Source organism: Paraburkholderia yinzeri (assembly GCF_046581065.1).
GTDB lineage: Bacteria > Pseudomonadota > Gammaproteobacteria > Burkholderiales > Burkholderiaceae > Paraburkholderia.
This window is the reverse complement of the sequence record NZ_JBFOCJ010000001.1, coordinates 1,167,378-1,189,310: the sequence shown is the minus strand read 5'-3', so window position 1 is coordinate 1,189,310 and position 21,933 is coordinate 1,167,378. Positions and strand designations below refer to the sequence as shown.

20 protein-coding genes and 1 pseudogene are annotated in these 21,933 nt (G+C 65.6%); 11 read left to right on the top strand and 10 right to left on the bottom strand.

Annotated elements, in window-relative coordinates; translation table 11 throughout:
• Positions 1-4: 4 nt before the first annotated feature.
• The 4 genes from WJ542_RS05790 to WJ542_RS05775 form a co-directional block, all read right to left on the bottom strand.
• Positions 5-601 carry an FMN-dependent NADH-azoreductase gene (locus tag WJ542_RS05790; protein ID WP_411188381.1) on the bottom strand — a complete coding sequence of 199 codons (597 nt, stop codon included), beginning with the start codon at positions 599-601 and terminating at the stop codon, positions 5-7.
• A 182-nt stretch (positions 602-783) separates the two neighbouring features.
• Positions 784-2,574 carry a M61 family metallopeptidase gene (locus tag WJ542_RS05785; protein ID WP_411188380.1) on the bottom strand — a complete coding sequence of 597 codons (1,791 nt, stop codon included), beginning with the start codon at positions 2,572-2,574 and terminating at the stop codon, positions 784-786.
• 106 nt (positions 2,575-2,680) lie between these two features.
• Complete coding sequence (locus WJ542_RS05780) at positions 2,681-3,409, bottom strand: DsbC family protein (RefSeq protein ID WP_411188379.1); 729 nt, start codon at positions 3,407-3,409, stop codon at positions 2,681-2,683.
• A gap of 225 nt (positions 3,410-3,634) precedes the next feature.
• Positions 3,635-4,807, bottom strand: a complete 1,173-nt coding sequence (locus WJ542_RS05775) for a UbiH/UbiF family hydroxylase (RefSeq protein ID WP_411188378.1) — start codon at positions 4,805-4,807, stop codon at positions 3,635-3,637.
• A 209-nt stretch (positions 4,808-5,016) separates the two neighbouring features.
• Here WJ542_RS05775 and ychF point away from each other — a divergent pair, with 209 nt between their 5' ends.
• Complete coding sequence (ychF, locus tag WJ542_RS05770) at positions 5,017-6,111, top strand: redox-regulated ATPase YchF (protein WP_411188377.1); 1,095 nt, start codon at positions 5,017-5,019, stop codon at positions 6,109-6,111.
• 104 nt (positions 6,112-6,215) lie between these two features.
• Here the strand turns inward: ychF and WJ542_RS05765 are convergent, their stop codons facing one another.
• Positions 6,216-6,707 (bottom strand): GNAT family N-acetyltransferase, encoded by a 492-nt coding sequence (locus tag WJ542_RS05765; RefSeq protein ID WP_411188376.1) that lies wholly within the window; start codon positions 6,705-6,707, stop codon positions 6,216-6,218.
• Positions 6,704-6,976 carry a type II toxin-antitoxin system TacA family antitoxin gene (locus WJ542_RS05760; RefSeq protein ID WP_411188375.1) on the bottom strand — a complete coding sequence of 91 codons (273 nt, stop codon included), beginning with the start codon at positions 6,974-6,976 and terminating at the stop codon, positions 6,704-6,706. Before WJ542_RS05760 ends, WJ542_RS05765 begins: the two co-directional genes overlap by 4 nt.
• 279 nt (positions 6,977-7,255) lie before the next feature.
• On the opposite strand from WJ542_RS05760, the gene ettA reads away from it, so the two are divergent.
• Positions 7,256-8,920 (top strand): energy-dependent translational throttle protein EttA, encoded by a 1,665-nt coding sequence (gene ettA / locus WJ542_RS05755; protein ID WP_027797892.1) that lies wholly within the window; start codon positions 7,256-7,258, stop codon positions 8,918-8,920.
• Between the two features lie 202 nt (positions 8,921-9,122).
• A complete protein-coding gene (locus tag WJ542_RS05750) occupies positions 9,123-10,292 on the top strand; it encodes a DUF748 domain-containing protein (protein ID WP_411188374.1) in 1,170 nt (389 codons plus the stop codon).
• A 22-nt stretch (positions 10,293-10,314) separates the two neighbouring features.
• Here the strand turns inward: WJ542_RS05750 and WJ542_RS05745 are convergent, their stop codons facing one another.
• Genes WJ542_RS05745 through WJ542_RS05735 form a run of 3 tightly spaced genes read right to left on the bottom strand, consistent with a single transcriptional unit; the run spans position 10,315 to position 13,068 of the window.
• Positions 10,315-10,938: an HAD family hydrolase gene (locus tag WJ542_RS05745; protein WP_411188373.1), complete on the bottom strand. Its 624-nt coding sequence runs from the start codon at positions 10,936-10,938 to the stop codon at positions 10,315-10,317.
• A 23-nt stretch (positions 10,939-10,961) separates the two neighbouring features.
• Positions 10,962-12,776 (bottom strand): aminopeptidase P family protein, encoded by a 1,815-nt coding sequence (locus tag WJ542_RS05740; protein ID WP_411188372.1) that lies wholly within the window; start codon positions 12,774-12,776, stop codon positions 10,962-10,964.
• Positions 12,777-12,813: 37 nt separating this feature from the next.
• The gene (locus tag WJ542_RS05735; RefSeq protein WP_411188371.1) at positions 12,814-13,068 is read right to left on the bottom strand and encodes a hypothetical protein; all 255 of its coding nucleotides are present in this window, start codon (positions 13,066-13,068) and stop codon (positions 12,814-12,816) included.
• A 187-nt stretch (positions 13,069-13,255) separates the two neighbouring features.
• Between WJ542_RS05735 and WJ542_RS05730 the strand changes: the two genes are divergently transcribed.
• From WJ542_RS05730 to WJ542_RS05700, 7 genes and pseudogenes are all read left to right on the top strand, one after another.
• Positions 13,256-14,017 carry a response regulator transcription factor gene (locus WJ542_RS05730; protein ID WP_411188370.1) on the top strand — a complete coding sequence of 254 codons (762 nt, stop codon included), beginning with the start codon at positions 13,256-13,258 and terminating at the stop codon, positions 14,015-14,017.
• A 27-nt stretch (positions 14,018-14,044) separates the two neighbouring features.
• Positions 14,045-15,310, top strand: a pseudogene (gene hemA / locus WJ542_RS05725) (glutamyl-tRNA reductase); the annotation flags it as partial.
• A gap of 216 nt (positions 15,311-15,526) precedes the next feature.
• Positions 15,527-16,609: a peptide chain release factor 1 gene (prfA, locus tag WJ542_RS05720; protein ID WP_027797887.1), complete on the top strand. Its 1,083-nt coding sequence runs from the start codon at positions 15,527-15,529 to the stop codon at positions 16,607-16,609.
• Positions 16,610-16,633: 24 nt separating this feature from the next.
• Positions 16,634-17,485 (top strand): peptide chain release factor N(5)-glutamine methyltransferase, encoded by an 852-nt coding sequence (gene prmC / locus WJ542_RS05715; RefSeq protein WP_411188369.1) that lies wholly within the window; start codon positions 16,634-16,636, stop codon positions 17,483-17,485.
• Positions 17,486-17,623: 138 nt separating this feature from the next.
• On the top strand, positions 17,624-17,935 hold the full coding sequence (gene grxD / locus WJ542_RS05710; RefSeq protein ID WP_411188368.1) for a Grx4 family monothiol glutaredoxin: 312 nt from the start codon (positions 17,624-17,626) through the stop codon (positions 17,933-17,935).
• A 60-nt stretch (positions 17,936-17,995) separates the two neighbouring features.
• Positions 17,996-18,610, top strand: a complete 615-nt coding sequence (locus WJ542_RS05705) for a UbiX family flavin prenyltransferase (RefSeq protein ID WP_411188367.1) — start codon at positions 17,996-17,998, stop codon at positions 18,608-18,610.
• A gap of 146 nt (positions 18,611-18,756) precedes the next feature.
• A complete protein-coding gene (locus WJ542_RS05700; RefSeq protein ID WP_411188366.1) occupies positions 18,757-19,554 on the top strand; it encodes a DODA-type extradiol aromatic ring-opening family dioxygenase in 798 nt (265 codons plus the stop codon).
• A gap of 105 nt (positions 19,555-19,659) precedes the next feature.
• On the opposite strand, the gene WJ542_RS05695 is transcribed toward WJ542_RS05700, so the two are convergent.
• On the bottom strand, positions 19,660-21,255 hold the full coding sequence (locus WJ542_RS05695) for an APC family permease (protein WP_411188365.1): 1,596 nt from the start codon (positions 21,253-21,255) through the stop codon (positions 19,660-19,662).
• Between the two features lie 433 nt (positions 21,256-21,688).
• Here WJ542_RS05695 and WJ542_RS05690 point away from each other — a divergent pair, with 433 nt between their 5' ends.
• The gene (locus tag WJ542_RS05690; RefSeq protein ID WP_027797379.1) at positions 21,689-21,892 is read left to right on the top strand and encodes a cold-shock protein; all 204 of its coding nucleotides are present in this window, start codon (positions 21,689-21,691) and stop codon (positions 21,890-21,892) included.
• Positions 21,893-21,933: the final 41 nt, after the last annotated feature.

The window sequence follows — 21,933 nt, the reverse complement described above, 5'->3', positions numbered from 1 at the left end:
GAACTTACGCCGCTGCGATGGCGTCGCGTGCGCCCGCGAGCGCGGCGCTAGCGGCTTCCGGCCCCATGTTCAGGCCTTCGGCATAGATAAAGGTCACGTCGGTCATGCCGAGGAAACCGAGGAACGACTTCAGGTACGGCGTCTGGCTGTCATTCGGCGTGCCGTGATATTTGCCGCCGCGTGCCGAAACCACGAACACTTTCTTGCCCTTCACGAGGCCTTCCGGGCCATTTGCCGTGTACTGGAAAGTAATGCCTGCGCGGGCGATCCAGTCGAAGTAGGTCTTGAGCTGCGACGAGATGCCGAAGTTGTACATCGGCGCACCGATCACGACGACGTCCGCGGCCTGCAGTTCGGCGATCAGCGCTTCGCTGCGCGCGGCGACGGCCTGCTGCTCCGGCGAACGCTGCTCGGCCGGCGTGAAGAACGCGCCGAGAACGGTGTCGTCGAGGTGCGGCAGCGGCTCGGCTTGCAGATTGCGCGCGACAACCTTCGCGCCGGGATGCGACTGTTGCAGCTTGCTCGTCAATTCGTTGACGAGCAGCGTCGACTGGGCGCCTTGCGAGCGGGCGGCGGAGTTGATTTGCAGGATCGTGGTCATGGTGGCTCCTTCGGGTTTGGGTGCGCGGCGTTGCGCGAGTGAAGCCATTGTGTTTATTTGCCGCGCCCCGAAAAAGAGGTTCGCCGATGACGGATTGTTGCAGCGATAGAACAATCGCCGGCATGGAAAAGCGGTGCACCCCTGCGCCGCTTTCGTCTGATCTTATGTGTCGGCGCGCCCGCTCAGCCCGCCAGCCAGCGTTCGCGCAGCGCACGCGACGCGGGCCGCTTGTCGGTGATAGCGAGTTTGTAGCGCGCGACGTCGGGCGCATCGAGCGTGAGGCGCGCCACGCGTAGTTCGTCGCGCCGGAACGCATGAATCTCCACCTTCGCGCCCGGTTGATAGCGCCCGAGCAGGCTGTCGAGGTTCGAACCCGTCACCCGCAGGCCGTCGAGCGCGACCAGCACGTCGCCGGCCGAAAGGCCGGCTTTCTGTGCCGCGCCGCCCTCGAACACCACGGCGAGCGTCGCATCCGCACCGCCGCGCAGGCGCGCACCCAGCGACGGCTTCGCGCCGCGCTCCGGCTCGCCGTCGAGCGCCACGCCGAACGGCTCGAAGAGCGTCGCAAGCGGCAGATCGCGCGTGCCGCGCACGGCATCGGCAAAAAGACCGCCCAGCCACACGCCGGTCGCCTCGGCAATCAGCGCCTCGACTTCCTCCTCGCCCACGCCCACCGGCTTGCCGCGATAGAAGTCGCGTCCGTAACGCTGCCACAACAGACGCATCACGTCGTCGAGCGACTTGCGCCCGCCCGTTTCGGCGCGGATCGCGAGATCGAACGCAAGCGCCACGAGCGAGCCCTTCGTGTAGTAGCTGACGATCGCGTTCGAGGCGTTCTCGTCCTGACGGTAGTACTTGACCCACGCGTCGAACGAGCTTTCCGCAACGCTCTGCTTCAAGCGGCCCACGCCGCGCAGCACGCCAGCTACCGTTTTGCCGAGGAGGCCAAAGTAATCGTCGGTGGCAATGAGACCGCTGCGCACGAGCATCAGATCGTCGTAATACGACGTGAAGCCTTCGAAAAGCCACAGCAGCGAGGTGTAGTCCTCGCGGGTGAGGTCGTACGGCACGAACGCCGCGGGCTTGATGCGCTTGACGTTCCACGTGTGGAAATATTCGTGGCTGCACAGACCCAGGTAAGTGCGATAGCCCTCGCTCATCTCGGGCCTGCCCTTCACGGGCAAGTCGGTGCGGTTGCAGATCAGCGCGGTGGAAGCGCGATGCTCGAGGCCGCCGTAACCGTCACTCACGGTCTGCGTCATGAACACATACCGTTCCATCGGCGCGCGCTTCGTGCGCGGTTCGAAGAGCGCAATCTGGACCTCGCAGATCTTCTTCAGATCGCCCGCGAGACGTTCGGTATCGAGTCCGATCACACGACCCGCGATCACGATGTCGTGCGGCACGCCATGCGCCTTGAAGCTCGCCAGCGTGAACTCGCCGAGCGTCACCGGATGGTCGATCAGTTCGTCATAGTCCGACGCCACGTATTCGCCGAAGCCGTAGCGCTTGGTGCCGCGCGCCTCGGCCATTGCGGTGGCGACGCGCCAGTGGCGATACGCATGGCCATCGGGACGCTGGATGTCGACGACGCATTGCGCGTCCTCGTGGCCCGGCACCGCGAGAAACACGCTCGTGCCGTTGAAAAAGCCCACCGTGTCGTCCAGGTGCGCCGCGCGCACCGAGAGGTCCCACGCATACACCTCGTAGCGCAGCGTGAGCGCGCCTTTCACGGGCGCCGCCTGCCACGTGTGCTTGTCGGTCTTGCTCACGCGCACCTTGCGGCCGGCGTCGTTGAACGCGCGCAGCGTGACGATGTTGCGCGCGAATTCGCGGATCATGTAGCTGCCCGGAATCCACACCGGGAGCATGACCCGCTGGCCGTCCGGCGCGGGATCCTCGACGGTGAGCGTCACCTCGAACAGGTGCGCGGCGGGGTTCTTCGGGATGAGGGTGTATCGGATCGGCTTCATCGGCGGGATCGGTGACGGGGGGCGGAATTCAGCGAATCGAAAGGGCCGGCCACGGCGGGCAAAAAAAGACCGGCCGCTCAAAGCGGCCGGTGTCGTCCTGCGGGATTCAGTGCGCGTCGTTCAGCTCGCGCTCGAGCCGGTCCGCCGAAACGGCGCCTGGCAGGCGGCGGCCGTCGGCGAGGATCACGGTGGGCGTGCCGGTCACGTTCATCTTCGCGCCGAGCGCGAGGTTGCTGTCGATCGCGGCGGTATTGCAGGTGCCGGCGGCCGAGGGCGCCTCGCGATTCAGCATCCACGATTCCCACGCCTTCGCGCGATCCGACGAACACCAGATCGACTTGGCCTTCACCTCGGAATCGGGAGAAAGGACCGGGTACAGGAAGGTGTAGACCGTGACGTTATCGATCGACTTCAGCGTGTTTTCGAGCTGATGGCAGTACGGGCAATTCGGGTCCGAGAAAACCGCCATCTTGCGGCTGCCGTTGCCCTTCACCACCTTCACGGCGTTCGCGAACGGCAGGTTCGCGAAGTTGACGCGGTTCAGGTCCGCAAGGCGTGCGTCGGTGAGATTGGTGCGCGTCTTCGTGTCGACGAGGTCGCCGATCAGCACGTAATCGCCGTTCGCGTCGCTATAGATGATCTGCGAGCCGAGGTTCACCTCGTAGAGACCCGCCACCGGCGCCTTCGTGATGCCCTTGATGTCGGTGTCCGAGCCAAGGCGCGCCTGCAACGTGGCCTTCAGCTTGTCGGTGACCTGGTCGGCCTGGGCCGAGCAGCCGAGCACGGCGGTCATCGCCGCCAGGACGAGCGCGGCAATCCGGATTCGCTTTTGCATGACTTGCTTCCTGATTCTGTCTGGCGCGCGACTCGCGCGCCGGTGTTCGGTGTGGATGGCAAAGAGGACCAAGAGGGCAAAACGGCCCGGTTCGACCCCACCTGCTCGGGGCTCTGGCGGTCAGGCCGTTGTGCCTGCACCCTGCCGTCGGCCCCGGCGGCTTCAGCCATTCTGACGCTGCAAGGCGGGGACAGCAACCGCTATTCCCGCCGCGCGGCCGTACCGTCAGCCTAGCGCCGCAGCAACCAGCCAGCGTTTGAGGAGCGGCTGCGCGCCCACGAACGCCATGCCGGTATTACGCACGGCCTGCGCAATCGTACCGGGAATCGAGAACAGCCGTTGCAGGCCGTCGGTGGCGACGACGAGCTTGCGAATGTCCTCGCGGCGGCCGCGCTCGTAGCGGCGCAGGAGCACGGTGTCGCCGAGGTCGCGGAACGACTCTTTCTGCGTGATCACGTCGACGAGCGCCGCCACGTCGCGCAGGCCGAGGTTCACGCCCTGGCCTGCGAGCGGGTGGATCAGGTGCGCGGCGTCGCCCACGAGCGCCACGCGGGGCGCGATCAGCCGGTCGACGGTCTGGAGCGAAAGCGGGAAACCGCGCGCAGGCGTCACGCATTCGAGCGTTCCCACCTGCTCCAGCGTCACGCGCTCGACTTCAGCGGCAAGTTGCTGCGGGTCGAGTTGCAGCAGCGCTTCGGCATGCTCCGTCTGCGCCGACCAGACGAGCGACACGTGCTGATCCGGCAGTGGCAAAAGCGCGACGATCTCACCGTCCCGAAACCACTGGAAGGCGGTCTCGCCGTGCGGACGCGAGGCGCGGAAATTCGCGACCACTCCGGTCTGGCGATACTCGCGTCGCGCCACCGTCGAGCCGATCTGGGCGCGTACCCACGAATGCGCGCCGTCGGCGCCGATCGCGAGGTCGGCTTGCAGCGTGCGGCCGTTGGCGAGACCGATCTCGGCCGCGTACGGCTTGATGTCGAGCGTCTGGGCGCGCGAATCGATCCACGTGAGGTTGGGCTGGAAATGCAGCGCGGCGTCGAGCGCGCGCTCCACCACCGACGATTCGGCGATCCACGCAAGCTGCGCCACCGAGGCCTGCCAGGCCGAAAAATGCAGCTCGGCGGCCGCGTCGCCGAACACGCGCATGTCGTAGACGGGCGTGAGGCGCGCGGGGTCGATGGCCTGCCAGACTCGCAGCCGCTCGAATAGTGCATGGGAGCTGCGCGAGAACGCGTAGACGCGTGCGTCGAACACCGCGTCGGCGGGCAGCGGTACACAGGGCTGCGCGAGCAGCGCCACGCGCAGGCCACCCTGGGTCAGCGCGAGCGCCGCCGACTTGCCGACGAGCCCGCCGCCGATCACGACGACGTCGAAAGTCTGGTTGGTTGCAGTCATCCGCGCATTATAGCCGCGGGGCACGTCCTGAAAGGGTCGGACGGGTGCGCCGTTACGGTGTATGAGCACGTGGCCCATTGCCGCAGATCCAGCCTGCGCGCAGGCGGCTTCGCCTCCGGGGCGGGTGCATCCCGCAATCCCCCGCGCAGGGCGAACCCGCGCCCGGAGGAGGTTACAATTATGGTTTTGGGTGACAAGCAGAGATTTACATGAGCCTCCAATGCGGCATCGTCGGCTTGCCTAACGTCGGCAAGTCCACCCTCTTCAACGCGCTGACCAAAGCGGGCATCGCCGCCGAAAACTATCCGTTCTGCACGATCGAGCCGAACGTCGGTGTGGTCGAAGTGCCGGATCAGCGCCTGAAGGCGCTTGCCGAAATCGTCAAGCCCGAGCGCGTCTTGCCGGCCGTGGTCGAGTTCGTCGACATTGCGGGCCTCGTCGCGGGCGCCAGCAAGGGCGAAGGCCTCGGCAACCAGTTCCTCGCGAACATCCGCGAAACGGACGCCATCACGCACGTCGTGCGCTGCTTCGAGGACGACAACGTAATCCACGTCGCGGGCAAGATCGATCCGCTCGCCGACATCGAGGTGATCAACACCGAACTCGCGCTCGCCGACCTCGGCACCGTCGAGAAAGCGCTCACGCGCTATTCGAAAGCCGCGAAGTCGGGCAACGACAAGGAAGCGGCAAAGCTCGTCGCCGTGCTGGAAAAGGTGCGTGCACAGCTCGACCAGGCAAAGCCCGTGCGGGCGCTCAGCCTGAACGAGGACGAGCAGGCGCTCATCAAGCCGTTCTGCCTGATCACCGCGAAGAAGACGATGTACGTGGCGAACGTGAAGGACGACGGCTTCGAAAACAATCCGCACCTCGAAGCCGTGCGCAAGTACGCCGAAGCCGAAAACGCGCCGGTCGTGGCGGTTTGCGCGGCGATCGAGGCCGAAATCGCCGATCTGGACGACGAAGACAAGTCCGCCTTCCTCGCCGACATGGGCATGGAAGAACCGGGCCTCGACCGCGTGATCCGCGCGGGTTTCAAGCTGCTCGGCCTGCAGACATACTTCACGGCGGGCGTGAAGGAAGTGCGCGCGTGGACGATCCACATCGGCGATACCGCCCCGCAGGCCGCCGGCGTGATCCACACCGACTTCGAGCGCGGCTTCATCCGCGCGCAGACCATCGCCTTTAACGACTTCATCCAGTACAAGGGCGAAACCGGCGCGAAGGAAGCCGGCAAGATGCGCGCGGAAGGCAAGGAATATGTCGTGCACGACGGCGACGTGATGAACTTCCTGTTCAACGTTTAACGCGCCCTGCACGCTGCCATCGCCAAGGCCCGCTACGAGCGGGCTCAGGCCACAGAAAAACCCCACGCTTTTCCGAGGCGTGGGGTTTTTCTTTATCGAGAGCGCTACGGGTGTCGTTTGAGCGGAAGCATCAAGATCATCGGGTGCACCGGCGACTCCCGAAAACCGTAGTACTCGTAGAACCGTTTCGCATGCTCGTTCAACGCATGAACGAGCAAGGCCCGGACACCGGCGTTTTCCGCAACCGAATACACGCGTATGACGGCATCCTGGAGCAAAGCCGCACCAAGCTTGTTGCCTTGGGCGCGAACATCGACGGCAAGCCTCGCGAGCACCATGACCGGCACCGGGTCGGGCATATTGCGCCGGATGGGCCCGGGAGCATCCGAATGGGCGACGGCGCCCGCCGCGAGCGCGTAATACCCCAGCACGCACTGGTCGGGATCGGCCACGACGAAAGTACGACTGGCCCCGTTCAGGTGGTTGGTCAATGCGCGCTGTTTGAGCCAGCTGTCGAGAGACGGCTCGCCGCAACGGAACTCATCGAGCCGATGCGTGGCGGCGAGCGACTGCGGCGCCGAAAGCCGTACTTTCACGCCTTGTCCGTGTCCCACGGAGCCTTGACGGCCATCAGACGCTTGAGGCCTCGATTGCTGTCTTGCGGCTCGTCCAGCAGCGCCGTGAACTGCCGAAATTTGTCCGCATCCAGGCCGAAAAAGACCTGATCCAGCACAACGGCTTTCGCACGCTCGCACGCGGCTTCCAGCATGAAGTCCGAGCGGTTCTTGCCCAGCAGATCGGCGGCATGGTCGATCAGATCGCGCTGCTCGGGCAGCGCGCGTAGATTGATGGAAGCGTCGCGCATGGGACTTCCTTTCGCGTATACACAACAGCTACACATCGTACGTTGACGTATAGCTATTGTCAACACAAGACGCGGGATTCGCCGCTTGAAGGAATCGCAGCGGGAATCGCAACAGGACTTGCGGCGCGCGCCATCGAGGCCACCCGGATTCACGCCCCCATCGTCCGCGCCCCGTACAATAGCGGTTTGCGCGACACCCCAATTCGCGGTCCGACGCGTCGCCTGCAAGCGCATAACCCGCGTCCCGCCCCCTTTTCTCCCGTTTCCAAAGACACTCTCATGGCCCAATACGTCTTCACCATGAACCGGGTCGGCAAGATCGTGCCGCCCAAGCGCCAGATCCTGAAAGACATCTCGCTGTCGTTCTTCCCGGGCGCGAAGATCGGCCTGCTCGGCCTGAACGGTTCGGGCAAGTCCACGCTCATCAAGATCATGGCCGGCGTCGACAAGGACATCGAAGGCGAAGCCACGCCCATGCCGAACCTCAACATCGGCTATCTGCCGCAGGAGCCGCAGCTGGATCCGGAAAAGACCGTGCGCGAAGCGGTCGAGGAAGGTCTGGGCGACGTGTTCAACGCGCAGAAGAAGCTCGATGAAATCTACGCCGCCTACGCGGAACCGGACGCCGACTTCGACGCGCTCGCCGCCGAACAGGCGAAATACGAAGCAATCCTCGCCACGACGGACGGCAGCGCGGAACAGCAGATCGAAATCGCTGCCGACGCGTTGCGTCTGCCGGCATGGGACGCGAAGATCGGCAATCTCTCGGGCGGTGAAAAGCGCCGCGTCGCGCTGTGCAAGCTGCTGCTCGAAAAGCCCGACATGCTGCTGCTGGATGAGCCGACCAACCACCTGGACGCCGAATCGGTCGAGTGGCTGGAGCAGTTCCTCACGCGCTTCCCGGGCACCGTCGTCGCCGTGACCCACGACCGCTACTTCCTCGACAACGCCGCCGAGTGGATTCTCGAACTCGACCGCGGCCACGGCATTCCCTGGAAGGGCAATTACTCCAGCTGGCTCGACCAGAAGGAAGAGCGCCTGAAGCAGGAAGAAGCCACCGAATCGGCACGCCAGAAGGCCATCAAGAAGGAACTGGAGTGGGTGCGCCAGAACCCGAAGGGCCGTCAGGCCAAGTCGAAGGCGCGTATCGCGCGCTTCGAGGAACTGTCGAGCCAGGACTACCAGAAGCGCAACGAAACGCAGGAAATCTTCATTCCGGCGGGCGAGCGTCTGGGCAGCGAAGTCATTGAGTTCAAGAACGTCAGCAAGTCCTATGGCGACCGTCTCCTGATCGACAACCTCAGCTTCAAGATTCCGGCGGGCGCGATCGTCGGCATCATCGGACCGAACGGCGCCGGCAAGTCGACGCTGTTCCGCATGCTCACGGGCAAGGAGCAGCCGGATTCGGGCGAAATCGTGCAAGGCCCGACCGTCAAGCTCGCCTACGTCGACCAGAGCCGCGACGCGCTGGCCTCCGACAAGACCGTGTTCGAGGAAATCTCGGGCGGCGCGGACGTGCTGACGGTGGGCAAGTACGAAACGCCGTCGCGCGCCTACATCGGCCGCTTCAACTTCAAGGGCGGCGACCAGCAGAAGATCGTCGGCAACCTGTCGGGCGGCGAGCGCGGCCGTCTGCATCTGGCCAAGACGCTCATTTCGGGCGGCAACGTGTTGCTCCTCGACGAACCGTCGAACGATCTGGACGTCGAAACGCTGCGCGCGCTTGAAGACGCGCTGCTCGAATTCGCGGGCTCGGTGATGGTGATTTCGCACGATCGCTGGTTCCTCGACCGTATCGCCACGCATATCCTGGCGTTCGAAGGCGACTCGCAGGTCACGTTCTTCGACGGCAACTACCAGGAATACGAGGCCGACAAGATCAAGCGCCTCGGCGAAGAAGCCGCGCGCCCGAAGCGTCTGCGCTACAAGCCGATCAGCCGCTAAACGGCGCGGGATCGGACCGGCCTTCAGCGGTTCAGCCGAACCGCCGAAGGCGACGGCAGCTACGGCAGTCTTCGGGCTGCCGTTTTTTCTGGCACGCGCGGCATGGCGGTTGCTCGAAACCCGCTACGCTGCTTCCGATGTTCCACGCCGGGCCGGGTTGCGTTCGAGACGGTGCCCGGCCCTTCTGCGCGAGGTGCCCCGCATGGCAAAGCCGATTTCCCACCGCCGCGTCCCACGCTTTGCCGCCGTCGCCGCGATCGTATTGGCGGTGCTCGTGCTGGGCGCGCTCGGCGGCCTCTACGCCCTGCAGCATGCGGTGAAATCGCGCGTGGCTGAGGCGCTCGCGCCCATCGGCAGCGCGGGCCGCATCGACGTCGCGTTCACGCTGAATTCGGTCGAGCTGTCCGACGTCCACATCAAGGCGCCGCCCGGCTGGCCGGCTGCCGACGCGCTGCACGCCGGGCACATCATCGTCACCCCCGACCTGCGCGCATTCCTTGCGCACCGTGTGCATGTTCGCGACATCACGGTGCGCGATTTCACGATGAACGTCGTGCGCGGCGCCAACGGCTCGATCCAGATCCTGCCGAACCTGCGCGAAGCCATGCAAAGCGAAGCGGTGGCGCCCGCCGCCGGCGCACCGGCCGGCCAGGCCATGCCGTCCGAAAAGCTCATCGACCATGTCGCCTTCGAGCACGGCGCGTTCGTCTTCTACGACCGCTCGGTGAGCGATCCACCGTACCGGGTCATCGTGAGCGATGCCAATGCGACGGTCGATCGCATCCATCTGCCCGCGCTCGCGGAGCCGACCCAGGTGTCGGTGACGGGCTCGATCAAGGGTCCGCAGCATACCGGGCAGGTCTCGTTCGGCGGATGGATACGCATCGCGAGCAAGGATTCGCAAACCACCACGACGCTGCGCGGCGTCGACATCTCGACGCTCGATCCTTACCTGCTCCGCAAAGCCAGTACGAAGGCGCAGGTCACGGGCGGCACGCTGGACCTCGATATCACCTCGACGGTGAGCGCTTATCGCCTGCACGCGCCCGGCACGATCACGCTGCATCACCTGCAACTCGCAACCAGCGGCGACCCGCTCGACACCTTCCTCGCGATCCCGACGCGTGCCGCCATCGCCGCGCTCAAGGCGCACAACGGCGACATCACGCTGCATTTCGTGCTCGACGGGAATCTGCACGATCCGAAGTTCCGCCTCGACGAAAACCTGACGATGCAGTTGCGCACCGGCTTTGCAAAGGTGCTCGGGGTGAGTGCGGAGGGCGTGGTGCAAGGCGCCGGCCAGACCGCGAAGGGTCTCGCCGATGCGTTGCGCAACCTGCTGGGCGGAGGAAGTACGCAGCCGTCGAAGTGAACGCGGCGGTCCGCTGCGAGCGTCAGATGGGTAGGCCCAGTTCGCGCAGCCGGGCGTCGGTGGCGGCGTTGCTGATGTGATGCACGCCGTGCCAGCCGAGCGCCGTGGCGGCTTCGGCGTTGTGGCGATTGTCGTCGATGAAGACGAGTTCTTCGGGCCGCACGCCCGGCAGTTGCGCGTCGATGCGGCGAAACATTTCGTGGAAGATCGCCGCATCGGGCTTCACGAGCTGCACGCGCCCGGACACCACGATGTCACGGCAGCGCCGCAGCACGTCGAAGCGCTCCCAGGCCCAGGGGAAAGTCTCCGCGGACCAGTTCGTCAGGCCGAAAAGCGGCACACCCGCCGCCTCCAGCCGCTCGAAGGTCGCGACGCCGCCTTCGAGCAGGCCGCCGATCATCTCGTGCCAGCGTTCGTAGAACGCGCGAATCAGCGCCTCGTGTTCCGGAAACTTCGCCACGAGCTCCGCCGTGCCCTCGGCGATCGGCTGGCCGCCGTCCTGGCGCACCACCCAGTCCATCGTGCAGACGTGGGTGAAGAACCAGCGGCGCTCGCTTTCGTCCGGAATCAGCTCGCGATACAGATACTCGGGACTCCAGTCCACAAGCACGCCGCCGAAGTCGAATACGACTGCCTTGATCGTCATCGCCGCTTTCCCTGGCGTTCCGCTCAGATCGGTTGCGTGCGGGCTTCGAGCCACGCCAGCGCATCGCCGGAAAGAAGCGGCGACACGCGCAACCGCGCCGTCCGGTGGTAATCGTTGAGCCATTCGCGCTCGTCGTCGCGCAGGAGCGACATGTCGATACAGCGCGTGTCGATCGGGCAGAGCGTGAGCGTTTCGAACATCAGGAAGTCGCCAAACTCGGTCTTCTGCGCGGACTGGTTCAGCACGAGGTTCTCGATGCGCACGCCCCACTTGCCGGGCCGATAGATGCCCGGCTCGACCGAGGTGATCATGCCTTCTTCCATGGCCGTCCACGGCTCGGCAGGCGCGTAATGCGAAATCACCTGCGGGCCCTCGTGCACGTTCAGGAAGTAGCCCACGCCGTGCCCCGTGCCGTGGCCGTAGTCCGCGCCAGCGGCCCAGATCGGCGCGCGCGCGACGGCGTCGAGCATCGGCGAGCGGATGCCGCGCGGGAACTGCACGCGCGAAAGGGCCATCATGCCCTTCAGCACGATCGTGAAATCGCGCTTCTGCTCGTCGCTCGGCGTGCCGACGGGCACGACGCGCGTGATGTCGGTCGTGCCGTCCAGGTACTGGCCGCCCGAGTCGATCAGGAGCAGGCCGTCGCCTTCGATCACGCTATGCGATTCGGGCGTCGCGCGGTAATGCGGCATCGCGCCGTTCGCGTTGAAGCCGGCGATCGTCGCGAACGAGGGCGACACGTAGCCCGACTGACGCTCGCGCGCGGCGGTGAGCTTTTCGTCGATGGTGAGCTCGGTGATCGTCTCGCGACCTTGCGCGGCTTCGAACCACGCGAAGAATTCGGCGAGCGCGGCGCCGTCCTGCTCCATCGTCTTGCGCACGTGCTCGGCCTCGGCGGCGGTCTTGCGCGACTTGAAGAACGTGCTCGGATTGATCGACTCGACGAGCTTCACGCCCGCCGACAGTGACTGCAGCAGACCGAACGTCACGCGCCGCGGATCCACGAGCAGCGACTCGCCCGCCGGCAGCGCGGCGAGCGCCGCCGGCGCCTCGGCGTAGGGCTCGATGCGCACGTTATCGCGCGCGAGCGACTGGGCGAGCGCCACCGGCACCTTGCCGTCGGCGATGAAGAGCGTCGCGGCGTCCGGCCCGATCAGCGCGTGCGCGACGAACACCGGGTTGTAGCTCACGTCGGTGCCGCGCAGATTGAAGATCCAGGCGAGATCGTCGAGCGTCGAAATGAAGTGCCACTGCGCGCCCTTCTCCTGCATGGCGCGGTGCACCTGGGCGAGCTTGCCGGCACGGCTCGCGTCGGCGTGCGGGGCGGCGTGTTCGTAAACGAGTTCGTGCGGCAGCGCGGGGCGCGCGGGCCACACTTCGTCGAGCAGGTCGAGATCCGTGCGCAGCTTCACGCCGTGCGCGGTCAGCATGCCGGAGAGCACGCGCGCCGTGGCCACGCCCAGCACCGCACCGTCCACGGCAACCGTACCGCCCGCCGCCACGTTCTGCGCGAGCCACTCGATGTGCGGCGCGGTCTGCTGGCCGCCCGTCATCTTCATCAGCTGGATGCCCGTAGCCGCGAGCTGGTTCTCGGCCTGCGTCCAGTAGCGGCTGTCCACCCACACGCCCGCGAAATCCTTCGTCACGACCAGCGTCCCCACCGACCCCGTGAAGCCCGAGAGCCACTGCCGCCCTTGCCAGCGTGGCGGCAGATACTCGGAAAGATGCGGGTCGGCGGACGGCACGAGCATGGCGTCGACGCCTGCGCGCGCCATTTCGGCGCGCAGGGCTGAGATCCGTTCGGGAATCGTGGAGGGGTCGGGAAGTCGGGCGTTCATGGTTTCACCTGCGGGAAATATTCGAACGGGGCATGGATCAACGCCGCAGACGCAGCGTGACGACAAGCGCCGCGAAAGCGAGTGCGAAAGCGGTGCAGACGGGCCACTCGAGGAGCTCGCCATCGTAGAAGAGACCGGTCGCGCGACCGCCCGCCCGGGCCAACGCGGCGCCGAGCGCGCCCGCGACGAGCGCCAGAACGAGGCCGCTATGCGTCCGGCGGCGCAAAGGATGCAGCCACCAGCCCGCGAAACCGACCACAATGCCAAGCACGGCGATACCTGACCAGCCCATCAAGAACCCGCCCTAAGCACTTTCAGACTTATCTGATAGGGATGTCGCCCCGCGCTGACTAACATTTTTTCTCATTTAGCTGATTTTCACTGAAAGCCGGTCGGCTCGGCGCGCCCCGTGAGCGAATGAGTGTAGGGGGCGGCATCGCGCAAGGCAAGCGCATCCGGCCGCAGCGGCCGGAATCCCCATGCGAATCGCTCTTGTCGAGCCCGATGCGAGTCAGGCTGAAATCATCCTGCGCCTGCTCATTGCAGGCGGGCACGCGTGTCAGCGCTTCCCCGACTGCGCCTCCCTCCTCTGCGCCCTCGAGAACGACGCGTTCGATCTCATGCTGGCCGCCTGGTGGTGCGGCGACGCGGGTGCCGACGACCTGATGCCGCGCGCCCGCCACACGTTGCCCGGCTTGCCCGTGATCGTGCTGATGGCGTCGCCGCACGAAAGCGAGATCGTCTCCGCGCTGCACGCCGGCGCCGACGACTGCATAGCCAAGCCGGTGCGCGGCCCGGAGATGCTGGCGCGCATCGACGCGCTGCTGCGCCGCGCCGGCGTGCGGCGGCCGCACAATCGCGCGCACCACGGCTTTGGTGCTTACCTGTTCGATTCGGGGAACTATGCGGTCTCGTTCCGGGGCCAGACCGTGACCCTCACGCCGAAAGAATTCCGTTTCGCGCTGCTGCTCTTCACGAACGCATCGCGCCCCGTTTCCCGGGCGCGCATCCTCGAAACGGTCTGGAATCTGAACCGCGACGTAAGGTCGCGCACGCTCGACACGCACGCCTCGCGCTTGCGCAGCAAGCTACAGATCGCCCCGGAGCACGGCTGGCGCCTCACAACGCTGTACGGATTCGGCTACCAACTTGAAAGACTGCCGGTGGCCAAGGCGGCAATGTCCAGCGCGGAATACCCGGACTCTGCCGGCGGCCATGTCGGAAGCGAGGAAAAGTTATAATATCCGCCTAAATCTTGCCCCCATGGTATGCAGCTTCTAACGATCGGAATCAACCACCACACCGCGCCTGTCGCCTTGCGCGAACGCGTGGCGTTTCCGCTCGAACAGATCAAGCCTGCACTCGCCCTGTTCAAGGACGCCTGGTCGAGCCGCCGCGCGCTCAACGCGCCGGAAGCCGCCATCCTGTCCACCTGCAACCGCACCGAACTCTACTGCGCGACTGACGACCACGCCTCGCGCGACGCCGCCGTCCACTGGCTCTCGCAGTATCACGGCATCCGCGAGGAAGAACTGGCGCCGCACGTCTATGCGCTGCCGCAGTCGGAAGCCGTGCGCCATGCGTTCCGGGTGGCATCGGGGCTCGATTCGATGGTGCTCGGCGAAACGCAGATCCTCGGCCAGATGAAGACCGCGGTACGCACGGCCACCGAAGCCGGCGCGCTCGGCACCTATCTGAACCAGTTGTTCCAGCGCACCTTCGCCGTCGCGAAAGAAGTGCGCGGCACGACGGAAATCGGGGCGCAATCGGTGTCGATGGCTGCCGCGGCCGTGCGTCTCGCGCAGCGCATTTTCGACAAGATCGCCAACCAGCGCGTGCTGTTCATCGGCGCGGGCGAGATGGTCGAACTGTGCGCCGCGCACTTCGCCGCACAGCAGCCGCGCGAGCTCGTGGTGGCGAACCGCACCGCCGAGCGCGGCCGCTATGTTGCCGAGCGCTTCGGTGGCCACGCCATTCCGCTCTCCGACCTGCCTACGCGCATGCACGAGTTCGACATCATCGTGTCGTGCACGGCCTCCACGCTGCCGATCATCGGCCTTGGCGCCGTCGAACGCGCGGTGAAGGCGCGCCGCCACCGGCCAATCTTCATGGTCGACCTCGCGGTGCCGCGCGACATCGAACCCGAAGTCGGTCAGCTCGAAGACGTGTTCCTCTACACCGTCGACGACCTCGGCACGATCGTGCGTGAAGGCAACGCCTCGCGCCAGGCCGCCGTCGCGCAGGCCGAGACGATCATCGAGACGCGTGTCGCGAACTTCATGCAGTGGCTCGACGCGCGCAGCATCGTGCCGGTGATCCGCCACATGCATACCCAGGCCGACACGCTGCGCCGCGCCGAACTGGAACGCGCGCGCAAGATGCTCGCGCGCGGCGACGATCCGTCCGCCGTGCTCGAAGCGCTCTCGCAGGCGCTCACCAACAAGCTGATTCACGGCCCAACGCACGCGCTCAACAGCGCGAGCGGCGAAAACCGTGACTCGCTCATCGAACTGATGAGCGGGTTCTACCGGCATGGCCAGTCCGGCCAGCCGGGCCGTGGCGCGCGCGACGCGCAGGCGGCCCCGTCCGCGTCGTCGGCGGACGACACGTCTTCCGAATCGTCCGGTTCTTCGGACCGTTAGCGGCGTGAACCGCTAAGGCGGCGTCAGCCCACGCCGCACGCCCGGGCACGCCGCCCGCTACGCCTTTTTCTCCCGCAGCCCTACCCGGAGCCGCTCCGACCCGCCCCGATGAAAACGAGCATGCAATCCAAGCTCGACCAGCTGACGACACGCCTGGCCGAGCTGAACGACCTGTTGAGCCGTCCCGACGTGACGTCCAACCGCGACCAGTACCGCAAGCTCACGCGCGAGCATTCGGAACTGGGGCCGGTGGTCGAGCAGTACGCGCATTGGCGCCAGGCGAGAGACGACGAGGCGGCGGCGAAAGACCTGCTCGCCGACGCCTCGATGCGCGAATTCGCCGAAGACGAGGTGAAAAGCGCGCGTGAACGCATGGCGCAGTTGCAACTTGAATTGCAGAAAATGCTGCTGCCGAAAGACCCCAACGACGAGCGCAACGTCTTTCTCGAAATCCGCGCGGGCACGGGCGGAGACGAGTCGGCCCTGTTTGCGGGCGACCTGCTGCGCATGTACCTGCGCTTCGCGGAGCGCAGCCGCTGGCAGATCGAGATGATGTCGGCGAGCGAGTCGGACCTCGGCGGCTACAAGGAAGTGATCGTGCGCATTGCGGGCGAAGCCGCGTACTCGAAGCTCAAGTTCGAGTCGGGCGGCCATCGCGTGCAGCGCGTGCCGGCCACCGAAACGCAGGGCCGCATCCATACGTCCGCCTGCACGGTCGCGGTGATGCCCGAAGCCGACGAAATTGGCGAGGTCGAGATCAATCCCGCCGATCTGCGTATCGACACCTTCCGCGCCTCGGGCGCGGGTGGGCAGCACATCAACAAGACCGATTCGGCGGTGCGCGTCACGCACATGCCGACCGGCATCGTCGTCGAGTGCCAGGACGACCGCTCGCAGCACAAGAACAAGGATCGGGCGCTCAAGGTGCTCGCGGCGCGCATCAAGGACAAGCAGTACCAGGAGCAGCACGCCAAGGAAGCGGCGACGCGCAAGAGCCTCGTCGGCTCGGGCGACCGCTCGGAGCGCATTCGCACCTATAACTTCCCGCAAGGGCGTCTCACCGACCACCGCATCAACCTCACGCTCTACCGCCTCGAATCCATCATGGACGGCGAGCTCGACGAACTGATCGGCGCGCTCGTCTCGGAGCATCAGGCCGAGCAGCTCGCCTCGCTCGGCGATGCGGACTGACGCCGCGACCCACGTGAGCCAGACGTGAAGAACGAAAGCGCCGTCACCGCCGACACCCTGCTGCGCGCCTCGCCGCTGCCCGCGCTCGAAGCACGCATCCTGCTCATGCGCGTGCTGGGCTGGCGCCGCACCGAGCTCATCACGCGCGGCGACGAAGCGCTCGACCCCGCGCGCGGCGACGCGTATCGCGCACTCGAAGCACGCCGCGCGCGCGGCGAGCCCATCGCGCAACTGGTGGGCGCGCGCGAGTTCTACGGCCTCGACTTCGAAATCACGCCCGACGTGCTGATTCCGCGCCCCGAGACCGAGCTGCTGGTCGAAACGGCGCTGGCCGCCATCGAAGGGCTTGCGCGGCCGCGCGTGCTCGATCTCGGCACCGGCAGCGGCGCCATCGCGGTAGCGATTGCTTCGGCGCGGCCCGATGCGCGCGTCTGGGCCGTGGACCGGTCGGCGGCCGCACTCGGCGTCGCCGCACGCAACGCGCAGCGCCTGCTCGACGCCCGCCGCCCGGGCGGCGCGATGACCTTCGTCGCCGCCAACTGGTACGACGCGCTCGACCCGGCGCTGCGCTTCGAGGCGATCGTGAGCAATCCGCCCTACATCGCGAGCGGCGATCCCCATCTCGACGAGGGCGACCTGCGCTTCGAGCCGCGCGGCGCGCTCACCGACGAAGCCGACGGTCTCACGGCCCTGCGCGCCATCGTGGCCGGCGCGAGCGCGTACCTCGCGCCGCGCGGCGTGCTCTGGATGGAGCACGGCTACGACCAGGCCGAGGCCGTGCGCGCGCTGCTGGAAGGGCAAGGATTCAGCGAGGTACGCTCGGAAAAGGATCTCGCCGGCATCGAACGGATCAGCGGCGGCCGGCTCGCGGGCTGAACGGCGCAACGGCGCGGCGGGGCAGACTTCCGGCCGCGCTTTGGGCCACGCTTCGGGTCGCCTTTGGCGCCCGGCCCGCGCAGGCGAAATCCGCTATCATTTCACCCTGTTCCGCATCAATACATTGCAAGGTCAGTCATGGACACCCAACAACGCATCAAGCAAATCGTCGATGAAAACGCCGTCGTCCTCTTCATGAAGGGCAACGCGCAGTTTCCGATGTGCGGCTTCTCGGGCCGCGCGGTGCAAATCCTCAAGGCCTGCGGCGTCGATCAGTTCAAGACCGTCAACGTGCTCGAGGACGAAGCGATCCGCCAGGGCATCAAGGAATTCTCGAACTGGCCGACCATTCCGCAGCTTTACGTGAAGGGCGAATTCGTCGGCGGCTCGGACATCATGATGGAGATGTACCAGAACGGCGAACTGCAACATCTGTTCGCCCAGGCGTAAGCACCGGGGGACGGCGGCTACGCGCCTGCCGCCCTGCTTCGTGCCCGACCCCGCCTTTTCGTGAACGCTTCCGGCGTCGCCCCCTCCGCCGCCCCGCGCAGACTGATCGTCGCCATCACTGGCGCGACCGGCGCGATTTACGGCGTGCGCATCCTCGACATGCTGCGCAAACTCGGCGGCGTCGAGACCCATCTGCTGATCTCGTCGGCCGGCTGGCTCAACATCCAGCACGAGCTGCAACTCGCCAAGGACGATCTCCACGCGCGCGCCGACGTCGTGCATTCGGTGCGGGACGTCGGCGCCAGCATTGCCTCGGGTTCGTTCGCCACCGACGGCATGATCGTCGCGCCCTGCTCGATGAAGACGCTCGCGAGCGTGGCGCACGGCCTCTCCGACAACCTGATCGCGCGCGCCGCCGACGTCACGCTCAAGGAGCGCCGCCGCCTCGTGCTGCTCGTGCGCGAAACGCCATTCAACCTCGCGCATCTGCGCAACATGACGGCCGTGACCGAAATGGGCGGCGTGATCTTCCCGCCGCTGCCCGCCTTCTACAATCAGCCCGCCTCGATCGACGAGATGGTCGACGATACGGTCGCGCGCGTGCTCGACCTGTTCGCACTCGGCCCGGCGCTCTCGCCGGCCTGGCAGGGATTGCGCGGCGCCACCGCCGACTGAGCGGCGCGAGCGCGGACGCCACGCTTCGCGATTACCAACAGCGGCGACACAATCAATTCCCTTTCGCCCCGTTTAATTCGCTGCAGTAGGCACTTATATTGATCGCAACCTAGTCTCTACAGGCTGCCTTACTGCAGCCTTCGATCATGACCACCGCTACCCGACTGCCCACCCTGTTCCTGTCGCACGGCGCCCCGACACTGCCGATCGACCCCTCGCTGCCCTCCGGCGGCTTCACCGCGCTCGCCTCGCAATTGCCGCGTCCCGAGGCCGTGCTGATGCTCTCGGCGCACTGGGGCACGCTCCAGCCCGTCGTGAGCACCGCGGCACAGCCGGAGACGATCCACGACTTCTACGGCTTCCCGCGCGCGCTCTACGAAATCCAGTATCCGGCGCCAGGTGCGCCCGATATCGCGCAGCGTGCCGCCGCGCTGCTGCGCGAACAGGGCGCGGCCGTGGGCGAGGAGCCGCACGGCCTCGACCACGGCGCCTGGGTGCCGATGCTGCTGATGTTCCCCGAAGCGGACGTGCCTGTCGCCCAGTTGTCGATCCAGCCGCGCGCCGACGCCGCGCACCACTACGCGCTTGGCCGCGCGCTGCGCGCCCTGCGCGAAGACGGCGTGATGGTGATCGGCTCGGGCCAGATCACGCATAACCTGCGTGCGGCGGACTTCTCGGCGCGGCCGGAAGACGCCGACCCGCGCGTGGCCGAGTTCACGGACTGGTTCGAAGCGCATCTGGCCGCGCGCGACATCGACGCCCTGCTCGACTACCGCCGCCGCGCACCGCACGCGCAGTTGATGCACCCGACCGACGAGCATCTGCTGCCGGTCTTCACGGCACTCGGCGCCGCGGACGACGACTACACGTTCGGCGTCCAGTCGCTGGGCACCTACCAGCGGGCACTTGCGATGACGAATTACGTATTCGGCTCCGCCCACTGATCGACAGCACACCGCACAACCGCACGAAAAAAAGCCCGCCTGAATCTCTCCAGGCGGGCCTTGCTGTTCCTGGCGGCACGAACGCCGCCCAAAGAGGACCGGCGATCAGTGCGCGCCGATGCCCTCGAGCACCTCGTCCTCCTCGTCGCGCTCCTTCAGGTACGGCGAGCGATAACCCGAGTGAACGCCCCAGAAGTAGAACACCAGCGAGAACAACGCCACCACCAGCATGTCCCAGCCGTAGGGAATCACGTTGCTGCCGCCGAACTGCTTGCTGCCGATCAGCGAAAGCACCGCCATCGTCGGCAGGTAGGCGCACAGCCACCACGCCGCCTTCAGGTCCTGGCCCCAGCCGCCCCAGCCCTTCTTGCCCTGGAAGTAGAAGTACACCGGCAGCGCCACGATCATCAGCAGAATGATTTCGCCCGTCAGCGGCCACTTCGCCCAGTACAGGATCATCGACGCGCAAACAAATGCGAATGGCGCGATCACCTTCATGAACGGCACCGAGAGCGGACGATCGAGGTCCGGCGCGGCACGCTTGAGCGCCATCAGGCTGATCGGACCGGTGAGGTACGAGATGACCGTCGCCACCGAGATCACCGCCGCCAGCGAACTCCAGCCGCGGAAGAAGAACATGAAGATGAACGACACGAGCAGGTTGAACCACATCGCGTTGCGCGGCACGCCGTAGAACGGGTGCACGTTGCCGAACATCTTCGGCATCGTGTTGTTGCGCTCCATCGCGTAGATCATGCGCGAAGTCGTCGCCATGTAGGTCGTGCCGGTGCCGCTCGGGCTCACGAACGCGTCCACGTACAGCAGGATCGCCAGCCAGTTCAGGTTCAGCGCGATCGCGAGTTCCGCGAACGGCGACTTGAAGGCGAACGTGTTCCAGCCTTTGAGCACGTCGGCGGGGTTGACCGCGCCGATGTAGGCGATCTGCAGCAGCACGTAGATCACGAGCGCGCAGACGATCGAGCCGATCACCGCGAACGGAATGCTCTTCGACGGATTGCGCGCTTCACCCGCGAGGTTGATCGGGCTCTGGAAGCCGTTGAACGCGAACACGATGCCGCTCGTCGCGACCGCCGTGAACACCGCCGACCAGCCGTAGGGCGCGAAGTCGGTCGACTGGCCGAAGTTCTCGTGGTGGAAGCCCGTCGTCATCAGACCGATGATGGTCAGGCCCGGGATGATGAACTTGAAGATCGTGATGGCGCTGTTGGCGCGCGCGAAGAGCGTCACGCCCCAGTAGTTGAGCATGAAGTACACGATCACGAGCAGCGCTGCGAGTCCCAGCCCCGAATGGGTTAATGACCCGTCGACGAAGAGCGCGTGTGCCCAGTCGTAGGGCCAGGTGCTCATATACTGGATCGAGGCTTCAGCTTCGATGGGGATCACCGAGACGATGGCGATCCAGTTGGCCCAGGCGCTGATGAAGCCCACCAGCGCGCCGTGAGAGTAGCGGGCGTAGCGCACCATGCCGCCCGACTCCGGGAACATCGCGCCGAGTTCGGCGTAGGTGAGCGCGATGGCCAGAATGACCACGGCGCCGATCACCCAGGCGCAGATGGCCGCGGGACCCGCAATCTTCGCCGCCTTCCACGCGCCGAACAGCCAGCCCGAACCGATGATCGAGCCGAGGCCCGTAAACATCAGCGCAAACGGGCCGATGTTCCGTTGAATAGAACTTTTCACGTCTTCTCCTGTTTCAAGAGCAGTTCGACACCGGGAGCCCCGTCTGTTGTACGGGCGGTTTTTTATAGATATCGCAACTGCGCGCAATGCATCGATTGCACCCAAAGGCGCAACCTTTGCGCGGCGCGTAGTTTAACGGTTGCACTGCCAAAACACGTCAAAAATCTGCAGACCCCCTACAAAAAAACGGTGATCGAGCAAGGTTTGTAAGCTCTCGTTTCGACCCTAACGTAAAAAAACATTGAGATTCTGGACTTTCTGTTGACCTTCGGGGCAATTAGCCGTATAAAGTTCGGGCAGGATTTCAAGCGGCGAGTGTGAATAGGTCTTTCGTAGTTCGCCCATCAACGGTACTCCGGCTGGTCCCATACCCCTTCCTTGATTTTCGTGCACCTCTCTGGCTTCGGCCTCAATTCATCTTTAGGAAAGTAATATGGAAACCGGTACCGTCAAGTGGTTCAACGACGCTAAGGGCTTTGGCTTCATCACGCCGGACGGCGGCGGCGAAGATCTCTTCGCGCACTTCTCGGAAATCAAAGTCGACGGCTTCAAGACGCTGCAAGAAAACCAAAAGGTGCAGTTCGAAGTTCGCACGGGCCCGAAGGGCAAGCAAGCTGCGAACATCAAGCCGGTCTAAGCGCGCTGTTTTCAGCATCCGTCAGGATCCCGCCAACGGGA

Excerpts from the sequence above, each read along its gene's own strand:
- WJ542_RS05790 (WP_411188381.1), bottom strand. The coding sequence starts at position 601 with ATGACCACGATCCTGCAAATCAACTCCGCCGCCCGCTCGCAAGGCGCC.
- WJ542_RS05785 (WP_411188380.1), bottom strand. The coding sequence starts at position 2,574 with ATGAAGCCGATCCGATACACCCTCATCCCGAAGAACCCCGCCGCGCAC.
- WJ542_RS05780 (WP_411188379.1), bottom strand. The coding sequence starts at position 3,409 with ATGCAAAAGCGAATCCGGATTGCCGCGCTCGTCCTGGCGGCGATGACC.
- WJ542_RS05775 (WP_411188378.1), bottom strand. The coding sequence starts at position 4,807 with ATGACTGCAACCAACCAGACTTTCGACGTCGTCGTGATCGGCGGCGGG.
- ychF (WP_411188377.1), top strand. The coding sequence starts at position 5,017 with ATGAGCCTCCAATGCGGCATCGTCGGCTTGCCTAACGTCGGCAAGTCC.
- WJ542_RS05760 (WP_411188375.1), bottom strand. The coding sequence starts at position 6,976 with ATGCGCGACGCTTCCATCAATCTACGCGCGCTGCCCGAGCAGCGCGAT.
- ettA (WP_027797892.1), top strand. The coding sequence starts at position 7,256 with ATGGCCCAATACGTCTTCACCATGAACCGGGTCGGCAAGATCGTGCCG.
- WJ542_RS05750 (WP_411188374.1), top strand. The coding sequence starts at position 9,123 with ATGGCAAAGCCGATTTCCCACCGCCGCGTCCCACGCTTTGCCGCCGTC.
- WJ542_RS05745 (WP_411188373.1), bottom strand. The coding sequence starts at position 10,938 with ATGACGATCAAGGCAGTCGTATTCGACTTCGGCGGCGTGCTTGTGGAC.
- WJ542_RS05740 (WP_411188372.1), bottom strand. The coding sequence starts at position 12,776 with ATGAACGCCCGACTTCCCGACCCCTCCACGATTCCCGAACGGATCTCA.
- WJ542_RS05735 (WP_411188371.1), bottom strand. The coding sequence starts at position 13,068 with ATGGGCTGGTCAGGTATCGCCGTGCTTGGCATTGTGGTCGGTTTCGCG.
- WJ542_RS05730 (WP_411188370.1), top strand. The coding sequence starts at position 13,256 with ATGCGAATCGCTCTTGTCGAGCCCGATGCGAGTCAGGCTGAAATCATC.
- prfA (WP_027797887.1), top strand. The coding sequence starts at position 15,527 with ATGAAAACGAGCATGCAATCCAAGCTCGACCAGCTGACGACACGCCTG.
- grxD (WP_411188368.1), top strand. The coding sequence starts at position 17,624 with ATGGACACCCAACAACGCATCAAGCAAATCGTCGATGAAAACGCCGTC.
- WJ542_RS05700 (WP_411188366.1), top strand. The coding sequence starts at position 18,757 with ATGACCACCGCTACCCGACTGCCCACCCTGTTCCTGTCGCACGGCGCC.
- WJ542_RS05690 (WP_027797379.1), top strand. The coding sequence starts at position 21,689 with ATGGAAACCGGTACCGTCAAGTGGTTCAACGACGCTAAGGGCTTTGGC.